This is a genomic window from Bacillus sp. A015 (genome assembly GCF_053851875.1).
The window spans coordinates 153,235-166,517 of the sequence record NZ_JBSPZB010000001.1; the positions used below are offsets into that span (position 1 = coordinate 153,235).

Consider the following 13,283-nt stretch of genomic DNA (forward strand, 5'->3'; position numbering starts at 1 on the left):
AATGGAATGACCGGGGGTTAAGATGAATCGTACTTTAATGCAATTAAGAACAAAAACAGTTGAATTTTGGCGAAATCGATCAAAATTACAAAAAATACTCATGATTGGCGGCGTTGCTGCCCTAGCAATCATTATAACGGTTGCTAGCATCTTTGCTTCTTCTGAAAAAATGGTTCCGCTGTTTAGAGACTTGTCTGCGGCAGAAGCTGGGCAAATCAAGCAGGAACTAGATGGCAAAAAAATCAAATCGGAACTTGCAAACAATGGAACGACGATTCTCGTTCCAGAAAAGCAGGCAGACTCTTTAAAGGTAACACTCGCATCTCAAGGACTTCCTAAGACAGGGAATATTGATTATTCCTTCTTTGCGAAAAATTCCGGCTTCGGTTTAACAGATAATGAATTTGATGTTCTGAAAGTAGGCGCAACTCAGACAGAACTGTCCAATCTGATCAACACGATTGATGGGATTAAAGATTCAAAAGTGATGATTAACCTGCCAAAAGATTCCGTTTTTGTTGGAGAAGAGCAAAGTAATGCATCAGCATCCATTGTGCTGCAAGTGGAGCCAGGCTACACGCTTACACAGCAGCAAGTAAAAGGCCTTTATCATCTTATTTCAAAAAGTGTGCCGAATTTAAAGACAGAAAACATTGTCATTATGGACCAAGATTCTAACTACTACGACTTAAACAGCAGTTCCGATTCCTATGCAAGTGGAATGGATGCACAGCAGCAGAAAAAAGAGGAAATCGAAAAGAACCTCCAAAGAAAAATCCAGCAGCTGCTCGGAACGATGATGGGTCAAGATAAAGTGGCTGTATCGGTCACAACAGACGTTGATTTTACTGAAGAGAAAAGAAAAGAAGATCTTGTAGAACCAGTTGATAAAGAAAACATGCAAGGCATCGCTGTCAGCGCTGAAAAGATTGCTGAAACCTATTCAGGTAATGGCGCAGCAGCTGGAGGCACAGCTGGAACAGGCGGCAATGATGTCACAAATTATCAAGGCGCCGATGGAGCAAATGGAAGCGGAAATTACGAAAAGAACGAAGATCGTATCAATTATGAGGTAAACCGTATTCATAAAGATATCAAAGAAAGTCCTTATAAAATCAGAGACGTTGGCATTCAAGCATTGGTTGAACCACCAACTGCAAACGATGCGAACTCTTTAACTGCTGAAAGGCAGGATGATATCAAAAAGATTCTTTCAACGATCATTAGCACATCGATTGATAAAGAATACACAAATGGTCAAGCGCTCACTCAAGCTGACTTAGAGAACAAAATCGTTTTATCTGTATCAAAATTAGACGGTAAACAGCAAACTGCAGCAGAAAACCCTTCAAACAATATTCCGATCTGGGTTTATATTGTAGGCGGTGTGCTACTACTTGCAATTATCGCTCTCATTATTCTTCTTGTGCGTAAGCGCAGAAAAGAAGAGAAAGAAGCGTTTGAGCTTGATGAACGTACACCAATCGATGTTCCTGATATCGATACTGAACCAGAAACAGAAGAAATGGTGAGAAAAAATCAGCTTGAAAAAATGGCAAAAGAAAAACCAGAAGACTTTGCTAAATTGCTACGCAGCTGGCTGTCCGAGGATTAGGAGGAATACACATGTCGAGAAAAGATCCAAATCGACTAACAGGCAGACAAAAAGCAGCAATCCTAATGATTTCCTTAGGGCTAGACGTGTCAGCATCTGTATACAAACATCTGTCTGAAGACGAAATAGAAAAATTAACATTAGAAATTTCCAATGTGCGAAGTGTAGATACTGCTAAAAAAGATGAAATCATCGAAGAGTTTCACAGCATTGCCATCGCGCAGGACTACATATCACAAGGCGGCCTTATGTACGCAAGACAAGTGCTTGAAAAAGCGCTTGGTGAGAACAAAGCGGATAGCATCTTAAACCGATTGACATCCTCTCTTCAAGTGAAACCATTTGATTTTGCTAGAAAGGCTGACCCGGAGCAAATCCTAAACTTTATCCAACACGAGCATCCACAAACGATTGCGCTCATACTTTCCTACTTAGATCCAGTACAAGCGGGGCAAATTTTATCTGAGTTAGGCGAGGATGTACAAACAGAGGTTGCGAGACGAATTGCCTTAATGGACCGCACATCTCCAGAGATCATCAATGAGGTGGAACGCATTCTTGAACAAAAGCTTTCTTCAACCTTTACGCAAGACTATACCCAAACGGGCGGGGTCGAAGCGGTTGTGGAAGTGTTAAATGGTGTAGACCGTGCAACGGAGAAGACCATTTTAGATACACTTGAAATTCAAGATCCTGAGCTTGCTGATGAAATTAAGAAACGTATGTTTGTCTTTGAAGATATTGTCACTCTTGATAGCAGAGCCATCCAGCGAGTCATTAGAGATGTTGAAAATGATGACTTATTGCTCGCCCTCAAAGTGGCAAGCGAAGAGGTCAAAGAAATTGTCTTCCGCAACATGTCCCAGCGGATGGTCGAAACGTTCAAAGAAGAAATGGAGTTTATGGGGCCTGTCCGGCTTAGAGATGTCGAGGAAGCACAAACCCGTATTGTCAGCATCGTAAGACGACTCGAGGAAGCTGGAGAAATCGTCATAGCTCGAGGCGGAGGAGACGATATCATTGTCTAGGATTATCAAACATGAAACATCTGTTATTCCTGAGCAAGGCCGGCAAACGATTCCTTTGCAGCAAGTGGAGTTCAAAAAAGAACATCACGAAGAAGAGCTTGTCAATGAAACGGAAGCATCACAGCTTATCCTAAGTGATGCAGAAGATCAAGCAAGCCTTATTCTAGAACAAGCAAACAGTGAGCTAGAAAAAACAATGGCTGAAATCAATCAGCGCCGAGCTGATTTTGAAGCAGAAAGAATGCAGCTCATTGAAGAAGCGAAACAAACTGGTTATCAAGAAGGCTTCCAAAAGGGCGAGGCAGATGCGAACATGCAGTACCAAGCTATGCTTGATCAAGCAAATGACATTGTCAATCTTGCGAAACAGGACTATGAAGAAAAAATTGAAAGCTCTGCTGAAGAAATTGTGGAACTGGCTTTCGAACTCGCCAAACGAGTTTGGTATGCAGCTGAGGAAACGAAAGATCAATTTTTAGCTCTTGTGAAGCAGGTCATTTCAGAAGTGAAAGAATATGATGATATTTCCATCTATGTCGACCCTGAACATTACGAGCATGTTATGGAATATAAAGACGAATTGATCAGAATTCTTCAAAAGGATACACATCTTGCCATTTACTCGGATGGAAAAGCACCAAAAGGGACTTGTTACGTAGAAACAAGCTTTGGAAAAGTGGAAGCGAGTGTTGATACACAAATGAATCAGTTAAAAGAAAAACTATTAGAAGTCATTGATTCAGGTGATCACAAATGAACATAGATGTGTTAAAAGAAACGATTGAAACCGCCGATCCTTATAAACGATTTGGTAAAGTCAATCGAGTTGTTGGGCTGATGATCGAGTCCAAGGGGCCAGAGAGCTCTATCGGAGATGTGTGTCTCATTCATAAAAAAGGAAGTAAACGCCATCCGATCAAAGCAGAGGTCGTTGGTTTTAGAGACGAAAACATTCTGCTCATGCCTTATGTTGAAGCATCCAATATCTCACCAGGAAGTCTAGTTGAAGCGACAGGTGAGTCGTTAAAGGTCAAAGTAGGTACTGGCTTAATTGGTGAAGTCGTTGACGCCTTCGGTGATCCACTGGACGGCAGTATGCTTCCAAAGGGACTTGCACCTGTTTCGACAGAACAGTCTCCTCCAAACCCGATGGACAGGCCGCCGATTCGAGAAAAGATGGGCGTTGGTGTCAGAGTGATCGATAGTCTGCTCACAGTTGGCACTGGTCAAAGGATCGGGATTTTTGCTGGAAGTGGTGTTGGAAAAAGTACCTTAATGGGAATGATTGCAAAGCAGACAGAAGCGGATCTAAATGTCATTGCCCTTGTTGGAGAGCGTGGCCGTGAAGTTCGTGAGTTTATCGAAAAGGATTTAGGTGCTGAAGGACTGAAGCGTTCGATTGTTGTCGTCGCAACTTCTGACCAGCCCGCGCTGACGAGAATGAAAGCAGCCTATACAGCGACAGCCATTGCGGAATATTTCAGGGACAGAGGCAAAAATGTCATGTTTATGATGGATTCTGTCACGAGGATCGCCATGGCACAAAGGGAAATAGGTCTTGCAACAGGCGAACCGCCAACTACAAAAGGATATACACCTTCAGTGTTCGCTATACTGCCAAAATTGCTTGAACGAACTGGAACGAATCAGCTTGGTTCCATCACAGCGTTTTACACAGTGCTTGTTGATGGTGACGACATGAATGAGCCGATCGCTGATACAGTCAGGGGAATTTTAGATGGCCACATTGTACTTGATCGTGCTTTAGCAAACAAAGGACAATTTCCCGCTGTCAATATTCTGAAAAGTATCAGCCGTGTCATGAGTAATATAGCAAGTCATGATCACAAGGAAGCGGCCAATCGGTTCCGTCAGCTTTTATCCACTTATCAAAACGCTGAAGACCTCATTAACATTGGAGCATATAAAAAAGGCTCCTCTAAGGATATTGATGAGGCCATGCAGGCTTATCCTCATCTCATTTCATTTTTGAAGCAGGATGTAGAAGAGGCTGTATCTATTGAAGACAGTGTGAATTTATTGCTCGGTTTGATGAATAGAGAGGATTGACAAAAAAGTGAGATATCAATACAAATTTCAAAAGCTCTTGGAACTGAAAGAAAGTGAAAAAGACAAATCATTCGCAGCGTATCAACAATCCGTTTCGGCATTTGAGCAAGCCGCTGAAAAACTCTATGAAAATATGAGTAAAAAAGAGCTAATGGAAAAAAGCAAAGAAGAAAAGCTGAGAAGTGGAATGAGTGTCCAAGAAATGCGTCATTACCAGCAATTTGTGACCAACTTAGATAACACCATCCAGCATTATCAGCAACTTGTGATCATGAAACGTCATCAAATGAATGAAAAACAATCTGATTTAACTGAAAAAAACATTGAGTTTAAAAAGTTTGAAAAAATGAAAGAAAAGCAATTTGAAAAGTTTTCCCTTGAACATAAGGCAGTTGAAATGAAAGAAATGGATGATATCTCTATCAGCCAATTCATGTTTCAAGGACATTAGGAGTCGAGATGAATGCCTAAGAAGGTAAAAGCGAAGGAATCAAGCGGCGGAAAATTTCAATGGATCTTGTTTATTGTCATCATCCCATTGATTGTGCTTGTGCTTGTGAGTGGCACAATCCTTTATATTGCGGGTTTTGATCTAAAGAAACCGCTCCAAAACATTCCAGTGATTAGTAGCTTGGTTGGTTCAGATGACAGCTCAAAAACGTCATCTTCACATAATGATCAACGTGATGAAGAGTTGAAAAAATTGAAAAAGACCATTAAAGAGCAAAAGAATGAACTCGAAATTGCACAAAAAGACTTGAAAACAAGTGATGAAGAGATTAAAAGACTGAACCAAAAAATCAATTCACTTGAAAAAACAACTGAAAATGACGCAGAAAATACGTCAGCAAATGACAGTGCATCAAACAGTACGTCAAGTAATAACTCAGCAGGGACGACCTCTGATACGGCGGCATCCTCTAATCAACAATCAAAAGGGAAGGTTGCCAGCATTTATGAAAGCATGGATGCAGGGAAATCCGCCAAAATTTTATCAGAATTAAGTGATAAAGAGGCTTTGAAGATCCTTGAAGAGCTGAGTAAAAATAAGCTGACGGACATATTAGCAAAACTGACACCTCAGAAGGCAGCAACGTTTACGAAGGAGCTTGCCAAAAAAGAAGAAAGTGACAATGGGGGTGGACAATAAGTGAAGCTATTGGATATTGGAGCCTTACAGCAATCGTCTCAAGGTCTCTCGGGACCAAAGGGGGGCGGCGTGGCATCTGCACGCGGTTTATTTAAACAATTGCTTAGTGGTGCAGGCATTCAAAGCGGGCCAGTCAATTCTGAGCCAGCGGGAGCCTCTCTTTCTATCGATGATGCAATACAAATCATTGAAAAATGGATGCAATCGCCTGAAGATGGGGTCGATGGAGATCTCCTCGGGGCGCTTCAAACGCTTCAAGGTCAAAAACTAGATCCAACTGATCTAACGTCACTTGAAGAGTTATTTCAAAAAATGGAATCATCCATTTATGGTGATCAAGCTGATAAGCCAGCTGCTGAACATAGTGAACAGCTCATACAAGTCCACTTTTTCTTATATCAATTGCTAAACCAACAGCCGATCAGCTTTGATGCAAAACTTGTACAGGATATTGGGGAAAAAGGTCAAGACTTCATCCATTTTCTTTCGAAAAACGGTGCCGATGAGAAGCTCATTCAGCAAGTAAAAGAGCAGTTCTTCTCGCAGGGGTCAGCGCCAAAGCTGAACTCTATGTCCCAAAGTGAGCTGAAACACTTTAATCAGTTAATCGACCATATGATGGCGAATGCGAAAGGGTCAGATAAAGAGTGGAAAATTTCTCTAGGAGAGTTAAAAGAATTGGTCTCTCCAAAACAAGAATCTTCCCTCACGTCTCCCGCAAAGGGTGCGACATCACTTGAATGGCTCATCAAAAAGGAAGTCGTCAAAGGGCAAAACGCCGCTGCACCTGCTTCTGAAAAAACAATGACCCATACGCTTTTACCAGGTCATAAACAGTTTTTTCAACTGCAATCAACTGCTCCAATGCAGCAGACACAAACATCTGATGAAAAACCAGGTACGGTTGATCAGCAAATCCTAAACACGTGGAAGCAAATGAAATTTACGCCATTTGGCAACTCAAGTGGACGCTTTACAGTTCGGTTAAATCCAGAAAATCTTGGGTTTATCACCATTCAACTAACGAAACAAAACGGTGTGTATGCGAGTAAAATTACAGCCTCGACGCAAGCAGCAAAAGAGATGTTAGAGCATCATCTGCCGCAGCTCAAGCAGGCACTTCCGAATATGTCGGTTCAAGTGGACCGTTTCCATATACCGCTTCAATCAAATGAACAGCCGTTATTTGGACAGTTTAGTGAAGAAAACAAACAGGACCAGTCAAAAGGGCAGAATTTTCAGCAGCCTGAAGAACAGGAAGCAGAATTCCAAGATGTACTGGATGCTCTTGTTGGGTCAGATGAAGAAGAGGAGGAGATCTAATGGCAACAGTCGATGCTACGAATAGAACAGCCGCAGTAACAGACACTTCTTCAAAAGCAGAAAAGAAAACAGATACGCTTGGCAAAGATCAATTCTTGAAAATATTGCTTACACAGCTTCAAAACCAAGATCCGACAAACCCACTAGATGACCGTGAGTTTGTCACGCAGCTTGCAACATTTTCATCTTTAGAACAGCAGACCAATATGAACGATTCTATCACCAAGCTGAATCAACTCATGTCTACATTTGTTGCACACCAAGATCCTTTTACTACGTATGTAGGCTGGATCGGTAAAGAAGTAGCGGGCAAACAAGGTGACAAAGAGATATCAGGCACTGTGAAGTCTGTTAAAAACATAAACAATGAATACTTCCTATATCTAGAGGATGGAACGAAAATCAGCCCTTGGGACGTTACAACTGTTGGAGAAAAACCGTAAGCAAATCGAGGAGGAAAATAAATGTTACGCTCACTTTACTCAGGAATTAGCGGAATGAAAAACTTCCAAACAAAATTAGATGTTGTGGCCAATAACGTAGCCAACGTCAATACACACGGATACAAAAAGAGCCGAATCACTTTTAAAGATATGGTCAGTCAGACCATTGCAAGCTCTGGTGGACCGACAAACAACTCAGGTTCGATCAACTCGAAACAAGTTGGACTAGGATCTTCTTTGTCATCTATTGATAAGATCATGTCAGCGGGTGCTTCCCAAAATACAGATGAACCGTATGACTTCTATATCAATGGTGATGGATTCTTCCGTATTGAAAGCCAAGGAGAAATTCTTTATACAAGAACTGGAAATTTCAAACCTGATTCAGAGGGCAGCTTAGTCACTCCTGATGGGAACTATCTACTTGGAATGGATGGACAAAAAATAACGATTCCAGATGGCATTTCAAGTGTGAGTGTTGGTCCAGATGGAACGATTTCGGTTGTTGAAAACAATGTATCAAGAACCGTTGGACAGGTTTCACTCGTGTCCTTCCGAAACGCAGGAGGGTTAGACAAAGTTGGTGACAACCTTTACCGCCAAACGCTAAGCTCAGGTGCACCAAGTAATGCCATCGTACCTGGTGAAGAAGGAACAGGTGTCATCCAAACAGGTAGACTTGAAATGTCAAACGTTGATTTAACAGACGAATTTACAGAAATGATTATCGCGCAGCGCGGATTCCAATCGAATGCAAAGACGATCACAACATCAGATGAAATTCTGCAAGAGCTTGTGAACCTGAAACGATAGGAGGTAGGGGGAGCGGTTTATCGCTTCTCTGCTTAATATGATTGAAGTGACAAGATTAAATGGCAAAGGATTTATGATTAACGCTCTCCATATCGAGCAAATCGAAAGCTTTCCAGACACGACCATTACATTAGCCAATGGAAAGAAATTCGTTGTGAAGGAAGATGAGGAGCAGCTTCAGGAGAAAATCATTTCTTTCTACAGAAAAATCCAAGTCATTTCATTGAACCAAGGAATAGAGGAATTTGAATGAAGAAGAAATTAGTCGTAGTAATGCTAATCATGATTATTGCCATCGTCGGAATTGGAGCTGGCATTGTTTTTCTGTTGAATGGGTCAGACGAAGCAAAAGCAGAAAAAGAGCCGACAGCAGATGAAGTCGCAAAAGCTTCTATTGAAATTCCTGAGATTATTACAAATTTAAAGTCTGAAGGAAATGCCGTCAAACTTGTACTAAACATTGAAACGGATTCTGAAAAAGCAAAAGAAGAGCTTGAAAAAAGAAGTTTCCAAGTGAAAGATGCCGTGATCGACATTTTATCAGAGACGAATGCCGATGAACTTGATGGCAAAAAAGGCAGAGAACAATTTAAAACACAAGTCAAAAATAAAGTGAATCACTATTTGCAAGATGGCAAGGTGAAAGAAGTTTATATAACCTCCTTTAATCTGCAATAGAGGCGATTAATTGACACGATGGAGGTGAAGAAATGTCAGGAGAAGTGCTTTCCCAGAATGAGATCGACGCATTATTATCCGCCATATCTACAGGCGAAATGGATGCAGAAGAGCTGAAAAAAGAAGAAACGACCAAAAAAGTGAAGGTGTATGACTTTAAACGTGCACTGCGTTTTTCAAAAGACCAGATTCGAAGTTTAACAAGGATTCACGATAACTTCGCTAGACTGCTCACCACTCACTTTTCAGCGCAGCTAAGATCATATATTCAAATTTCTGTCAGCTCGGTAGACCAAGTACCATACGAAGAATTTATTCGTTCGATTCCTAATATGACCTTATTAAACTTATTTTACGTCAGCCCGCTTGAAGGAAGAATCATGCTTGAAGTGAACCCGACAATCGGCTATGCCATGATGGACAGGCTGATGGGCGGGATTGGCATTAGTCATAATAAGACAGAGTCACTTACAGAAATCGAAACAAAGATTATCTCAAACATGTTTGAGGGAGCTTTGGAAAATTACAGAGAAGCGTGGCAGTCCATAACCGACATCGAGCCAGAAATGGCAGATTTCGAGGTAAATCCCCAGTTTGTTCAAATGGTGTCACCAAACGAAACAGTTGTCGTCATTTCGCTTAATACACAGATTGGTGAGGTGAGCGGGGTTATCAACCTATGTATTCCTCACGTTGTATTAGAGCCAATCATTCCGAAGCTGTCTGTACACTACTGGATGCAGTCTGAACGAAATGAACCGAAACAAGAAGAAACGAAGGCCATTGAAAAACGGATTATGACGGCAAAAATACCGGTAGTCGCAGAGCTTGGACAATCGGAAATGACGGTGGAAGAGTTTTTGAATTTGGAAATTGGTGATTGTATTGCCTTGGACAAACCAGTAAATGCGCCTCTTACTGTTATGGTCGGAAATAAACCGAAATTCTTGGGACAGGCCGGCCGCGTGAATCGGAAACAGGCGATTCAAATTCTAGATCACGACATAAGAGGTGAAGAAGATGGAGAATAACGGAAGTAAATTATCACAAGATGAAATCGATGCGCTCCTTAAAGGAGGCAGCAATGACGATATAGAGCCCGATACACTCCTTTCCGCAATGGAACAAGATGCCATTGGGGAAATCGGAAATATTTCATTTGGTAGCTCTGCAACAGCACTTTCAACCCTATTAAATCAAAAAGTGGAGATTACAACTCCAACTGTCTCAGTGATTCAAAAAAGCAAGCTGAATGAGGAGTTTCCTCATCCATATGTTGCTATTGAAGTGAATTATACGGAAGGCTTTAGTGCAAGTAACCTGCTTGTGATCCAGCAAACAGATGCGGCAGTCATTGCGGACTTAATGATGGGCGGAGATGGAACAAATGCTGACCCGTCTTTAAGTGAAATTCACTTAAGTGCAGTGCAAGAAGCGATGAACCAAATGATGGGTTCAGCAGCGACATCCATGTCGACAGTCTTTAATAAAAAGATTGACATTTCTCCGCCGCGCGTCGAATTACTCGATGTGAAAGAAGGAGAAGGCACAGACCGCATTCCAGCTGAAGAAATGCTTGTCAAAGTGTCCTTTAGATTAACGATAGGTGAACTCATAGATTCAAATATTATGCAGCTTTACCCTATTACGTTTGCGAAGGATTTAATCGCAGAATTAACAGACCCGACGCAAGAAGAAGAGCCTGTTCAAGAAACTCCAGTGAGCGCACCTGAACCTCAGCAGGCAGTTCCGCAAGCACAGTCTGCTCCTGTGCAGCAAGCGGCACCGCCGAAAAGACAAGCGAAGCCAAAGTCAGCAGAACCTGTAAATGTGGCGCCAGTTGAATTTGAAGCGTTCAGTGAGCCTCAGCATACAACGAGCCAGCTAGGAAACCTCGATATGCTGATGGATATTCCGCTTTCTATTACGGTGGAACTCGGTAGAACGCAGCGCAGTGTGAAAGAAGTACTTGAACTTTCAGCTGGAAGTGTCATTGAATTGGACAAACTTGCGGGTGAGCCAGTCGACATTCTGGTCAACAAACGAATCGTCGCCAAAGGGGAAGTCGTTGTGATCGATGAGAACTTTGGTGTTCGTGTGACTGATATATTAAGTCAATCAGAAAGACTTTCTAATTTAAAATAAACAAACATATAGGGAGAGAATAAGTAAATGGCTACTAAGGTATTAATCGTAGATGATGCAGCATTCATGAGAATGATGATTAAGGATATTCTTGTCAAAAACGGATTTGATGTAGTAGGAGAAGCAGAAAACGGCGCACAAGCTGTTGAAAAATATAAAGACACATCTCCTGATCTTGTGACAATGGATATCACAATGCCAGAAATGGATGGGATCACTGCGTTAAAAGAAATTAAACAAATCGATGCTTCTGCAAAAATCATTATGTGTTCTGCGATGGGACAACAATCAATGGTTATTGATGCCATTCAAGCAGGTGCAAAAGACTTTATCGTAAAGCCATTCCAGGCAGACCGTGTACTTGAAGCAATTAATAAAACGTTAGGCTAAAAAAGGGTGTAAGACTTGTTGAAAAAACGTTTGATATGTATAGCGATGATCAGTTTTATGCTTTTCTTGACGATGCAGCCTGCTTCACTGTTCGCTGAAACGAAAGATCCTGAAAATGGTACAGTGAATGACTGGATCAAAGGTGAGAAAGAAAGCAAAAAGGATACAGAAAAGAAAACCACTGACAATCAAACGAATCCGGCAGAAGAAGTTCCCTCTTCTTCTGTCTCCATTATGGATTTTGTCAAAATGATTGGTGCCTTACTTTTTGTCATCCTGCTCATTTATGGATTGGTGAGATTTGTTGGTAAGCAAAACCGCTTACTCAAACCATTCCGCTATGTTGAAAATATTGGCGGAACTACGGTTGGCCAAAACCGTTCGGTCCAGCTTATCAAAGTGGGCAAGCGCGTACTAGTTGTCGGTGTAGCAGACTCAATCCAGCTGCTAAAAGAAATTGACGATGAACAAGAATGTGAAGCGATTGTGAAACAATATGAAGAAGCGATGGAAAGCAAGACAGATTTACCAAAAATCGTTCAAAAATTCACATCGCAGGTGAAGAAACATGACCAGACAACCACTTCTTCTTTTTCAGCCAATTTAAAGGCGCAGTTAGCCGAATTGAAAAAGACCCAATCAGAAGTCAGAAAGAAAGGCCCGAAACAAAATGAATGAGTTTATCGATTTATTTAATTCCAGCGGTGCAGGGAATATCAGCACGTCTGTCCGTCTTCTTTTACTTTTGACCGTATTTTCGGTTGCACCAGGCATTCTCATTTTAATGACGTGTTTTACACGGATTGTGATTGTCCTTTCATTCGTCAGAACATCACTTGCAACCAACTCAATGCCGCCAAATCAAGTGCTTGTTGGACTTGCTTTGTTTCTCACATTTTTTATTATGGCACCCACGTTCTCAGAAATAAATAAAGAGGCGCTTACGCCGCTTTTAAATGATGACATTACGTTAAACCAGGCGTATGAAAAAGCCGAAGTGCCAATCAAAGAGTTTATGAGTAAACATACGAGACAGAAAGATTTGGCTTTATTTCTTAGTTACGCAAAAATGGATACACCTGAATCGATTAAAGAGATCCCATTAACGGCGATGGTACCAGCTTTTGCAATTTCAGAATTAAAGACGGCATTTCAAATTGGTTTCATGATCTTTATTCCATTTTTAATTATTGACATGGTGGTCGCAAGTGTCCTGATGTCAATGGGGATGATGATGCTTCCGCCGGTTATGATATCGCTCCCTTTCAAAATATTGTTATTTGTTTTAGTCGATGGATGGTATTTGATTGTAAAATCCTTGCTGCAAAGCTTTTAGAGTAGGTGCTTAAAACATGAGTTCAGAATTTGTCATTACGATGGCTGAAAGATCAGTGTATGTTGTATTGCTTGTCAGCGGGCCGCTTCTAGCGCTCGCACTAATTGTGGGACTGATTGTCAGTGTGTTTCAGGCGACAACCCAAATTCAAGAACAGACGCTTGCGTTCATTCCTAAGATTGTTGCTGTGCTCATTGGGCTTGTTGTGTTTGGTCCGTGGATGCTTTCAACAATTGTGTCCTTTACGACAGAGCTATTCTCGAATTTAGATCGATTTGCAGGTTAAACAGCG

At 41.4% G+C, this 13,283-nt stretch carries 17 protein-coding genes; all 17 read left to right on the forward strand.

The features are described 5' to 3' along the window. Positions 1-22: 22 nt before the first annotated feature. Genes fliF through fliQ form a run of 17 tightly spaced genes read left to right on the forward strand, consistent with a single transcriptional unit; the run spans position 23 to position 13,277 of the window. On the forward strand, positions 23-1,615 hold the full coding sequence (gene fliF, locus ACSLGF_RS00775; RefSeq protein WP_456001488.1) for a flagellar basal-body MS-ring/collar protein FliF: 1,593 nt from the start codon (positions 23-25) through the stop codon (positions 1,613-1,615). Positions 1,616-1,626: 11 nt separating this feature from the next. Continuing rightward, the gene (fliG, locus tag ACSLGF_RS00780; RefSeq protein WP_456001490.1) at positions 1,627-2,643 is read left to right on the forward strand and encodes a flagellar motor switch protein FliG; all 1,017 of its coding nucleotides are present in this window, start codon (positions 1,627-1,629) and stop codon (positions 2,641-2,643) included. Beyond that, on the forward strand, positions 2,636-3,400 hold the full coding sequence (fliH, locus tag ACSLGF_RS00785; protein WP_456001492.1) for a flagellar assembly protein FliH: 765 nt from the start codon (positions 2,636-2,638) through the stop codon (positions 3,398-3,400). The genes fliG and fliH overlap by 8 nt, the downstream gene beginning before the upstream one ends. Beyond that, on the forward strand, positions 3,397-4,713 hold the full coding sequence (fliI, locus tag ACSLGF_RS00790; protein ID WP_456001494.1) for a flagellar protein export ATPase FliI: 1,317 nt from the start codon (positions 3,397-3,399) through the stop codon (positions 4,711-4,713). The genes fliH and fliI overlap by 4 nt, the downstream gene beginning before the upstream one ends. Before the next feature lie 7 nt (positions 4,714-4,720). Beyond that, on the forward strand, positions 4,721-5,164 hold the full coding sequence (gene fliJ / locus ACSLGF_RS00795; RefSeq protein WP_456001496.1) for a flagellar export protein FliJ: 444 nt from the start codon (positions 4,721-4,723) through the stop codon (positions 5,162-5,164). Between the two features lie 12 nt (positions 5,165-5,176). Beyond that, a complete protein-coding gene (locus ACSLGF_RS00800) occupies positions 5,177-5,863 on the forward strand; it encodes a MotE family protein (protein WP_456001498.1) in 687 nt (228 codons plus the stop codon). Next, a complete protein-coding gene (fliK, locus tag ACSLGF_RS00805; RefSeq protein ID WP_456001500.1) occupies positions 5,864-7,186 on the forward strand; it encodes a flagellar hook-length control protein FliK in 1,323 nt (440 codons plus the stop codon). Then, positions 7,186-7,629 carry a flagellar hook assembly protein FlgD gene (gene flgD, locus ACSLGF_RS00810; RefSeq protein ID WP_456001502.1) on the forward strand — a complete coding sequence of 148 codons (444 nt, stop codon included), beginning with the start codon at positions 7,186-7,188 and terminating at the stop codon, positions 7,627-7,629. Before fliK ends, flgD begins: the two co-directional genes overlap by 1 nt. A 21-nt stretch (positions 7,630-7,650) precedes the next feature. Then, entirely contained in the window at positions 7,651-8,442 is a 792-nt protein-coding gene (flgG, locus tag ACSLGF_RS00815; protein ID WP_099725860.1) for a flagellar basal body rod protein FlgG, read from the forward strand. Positions 8,443-8,479: 37 nt separating this feature from the next. After that, on the forward strand, positions 8,480-8,695 hold the full coding sequence (locus tag ACSLGF_RS00820; protein WP_336493203.1) for a flagellar FlbD family protein: 216 nt from the start codon (positions 8,480-8,482) through the stop codon (positions 8,693-8,695). Then, complete coding sequence (fliL, locus tag ACSLGF_RS00825; RefSeq protein ID WP_456001504.1) at positions 8,692-9,120, forward strand: flagellar basal body-associated protein FliL; 429 nt, start codon at positions 8,692-8,694, stop codon at positions 9,118-9,120. The genes ACSLGF_RS00820 and fliL overlap by 4 nt, the downstream gene beginning before the upstream one ends. Before the next feature lie 32 nt (positions 9,121-9,152). Beyond that, positions 9,153-10,151 carry a flagellar motor switch protein FliM gene (fliM, locus tag ACSLGF_RS00830; RefSeq protein ID WP_008354483.1) on the forward strand — a complete coding sequence of 333 codons (999 nt, stop codon included), beginning with the start codon at positions 9,153-9,155 and terminating at the stop codon, positions 10,149-10,151. Beyond that, a complete protein-coding gene (fliY, locus tag ACSLGF_RS00835; protein WP_456001506.1) occupies positions 10,141-11,265 on the forward strand; it encodes a flagellar motor switch phosphatase FliY in 1,125 nt (374 codons plus the stop codon). Before fliM ends, fliY begins: the two co-directional genes overlap by 11 nt. Before the next feature lie 27 nt (positions 11,266-11,292). Then, the gene (locus ACSLGF_RS00840) at positions 11,293-11,655 is read left to right on the forward strand and encodes a response regulator (protein ID WP_456001508.1); all 363 of its coding nucleotides are present in this window, start codon (positions 11,293-11,295) and stop codon (positions 11,653-11,655) included. A gap of 18 nt (positions 11,656-11,673) precedes the next feature. Further along, positions 11,674-12,333, forward strand: a complete 660-nt coding sequence (gene fliZ / locus ACSLGF_RS00845; RefSeq protein WP_099725856.1) for a flagella biosynthesis regulatory protein FliZ — start codon at positions 11,674-11,676, stop codon at positions 12,331-12,333. After that, positions 12,326-12,991, forward strand: coding sequence for a flagellar type III secretion system pore protein FliP (fliP, locus tag ACSLGF_RS00850; RefSeq protein ID WP_456001510.1), 666 nt, complete (start codon positions 12,326-12,328; stop codon positions 12,989-12,991). Before fliZ ends, fliP begins: the two co-directional genes overlap by 8 nt. 16 nt (positions 12,992-13,007) lie before the next feature. Beyond that, entirely contained in the window at positions 13,008-13,277 is a 270-nt protein-coding gene (gene fliQ / locus ACSLGF_RS00855) for a flagellar biosynthesis protein FliQ (RefSeq protein ID WP_003211206.1), read from the forward strand. Positions 13,278-13,283: the final 6 nt, after the last annotated feature.

Bases quoted from the DNA above. Each gene is read 5' to 3' on its own strand.
- fliF (WP_456001488.1), top strand. From the start codon at position 23: ATGAATCGTACTTTAATGCAATTAAGAACAAAAACAGTTGAATTTTGG.
- fliG (WP_456001490.1), top strand. From the start codon at position 1,627: ATGTCGAGAAAAGATCCAAATCGACTAACAGGCAGACAAAAAGCAGCA.
- fliI (WP_456001494.1), top strand. From the start codon at position 3,397: ATGAACATAGATGTGTTAAAAGAAACGATTGAAACCGCCGATCCTTAT.
- ACSLGF_RS00800 (WP_456001498.1), top strand. From the start codon at position 5,177: ATGCCTAAGAAGGTAAAAGCGAAGGAATCAAGCGGCGGAAAATTTCAA.
- flgD (WP_456001502.1), top strand. From the start codon at position 7,186: ATGGCAACAGTCGATGCTACGAATAGAACAGCCGCAGTAACAGACACT.
- flgG (WP_099725860.1), top strand. From the start codon at position 7,651: ATGTTACGCTCACTTTACTCAGGAATTAGCGGAATGAAAAACTTCCAA.
- ACSLGF_RS00820 (WP_336493203.1), top strand. From the start codon at position 8,480: ATGATTGAAGTGACAAGATTAAATGGCAAAGGATTTATGATTAACGCT.
- fliL (WP_456001504.1), top strand. From the start codon at position 8,692: ATGAAGAAGAAATTAGTCGTAGTAATGCTAATCATGATTATTGCCATC.
- fliM (WP_008354483.1), top strand. From the start codon at position 9,153: ATGTCAGGAGAAGTGCTTTCCCAGAATGAGATCGACGCATTATTATCC.
- fliY (WP_456001506.1), top strand. From the start codon at position 10,141: ATGGAGAATAACGGAAGTAAATTATCACAAGATGAAATCGATGCGCTC.
- ACSLGF_RS00840 (WP_456001508.1), top strand. From the start codon at position 11,293: ATGGCTACTAAGGTATTAATCGTAGATGATGCAGCATTCATGAGAATG.
- fliP (WP_456001510.1), top strand. From the start codon at position 12,326: ATGAATGAGTTTATCGATTTATTTAATTCCAGCGGTGCAGGGAATATC.
- fliQ (WP_003211206.1), top strand. From the start codon at position 13,008: ATGAGTTCAGAATTTGTCATTACGATGGCTGAAAGATCAGTGTATGTT.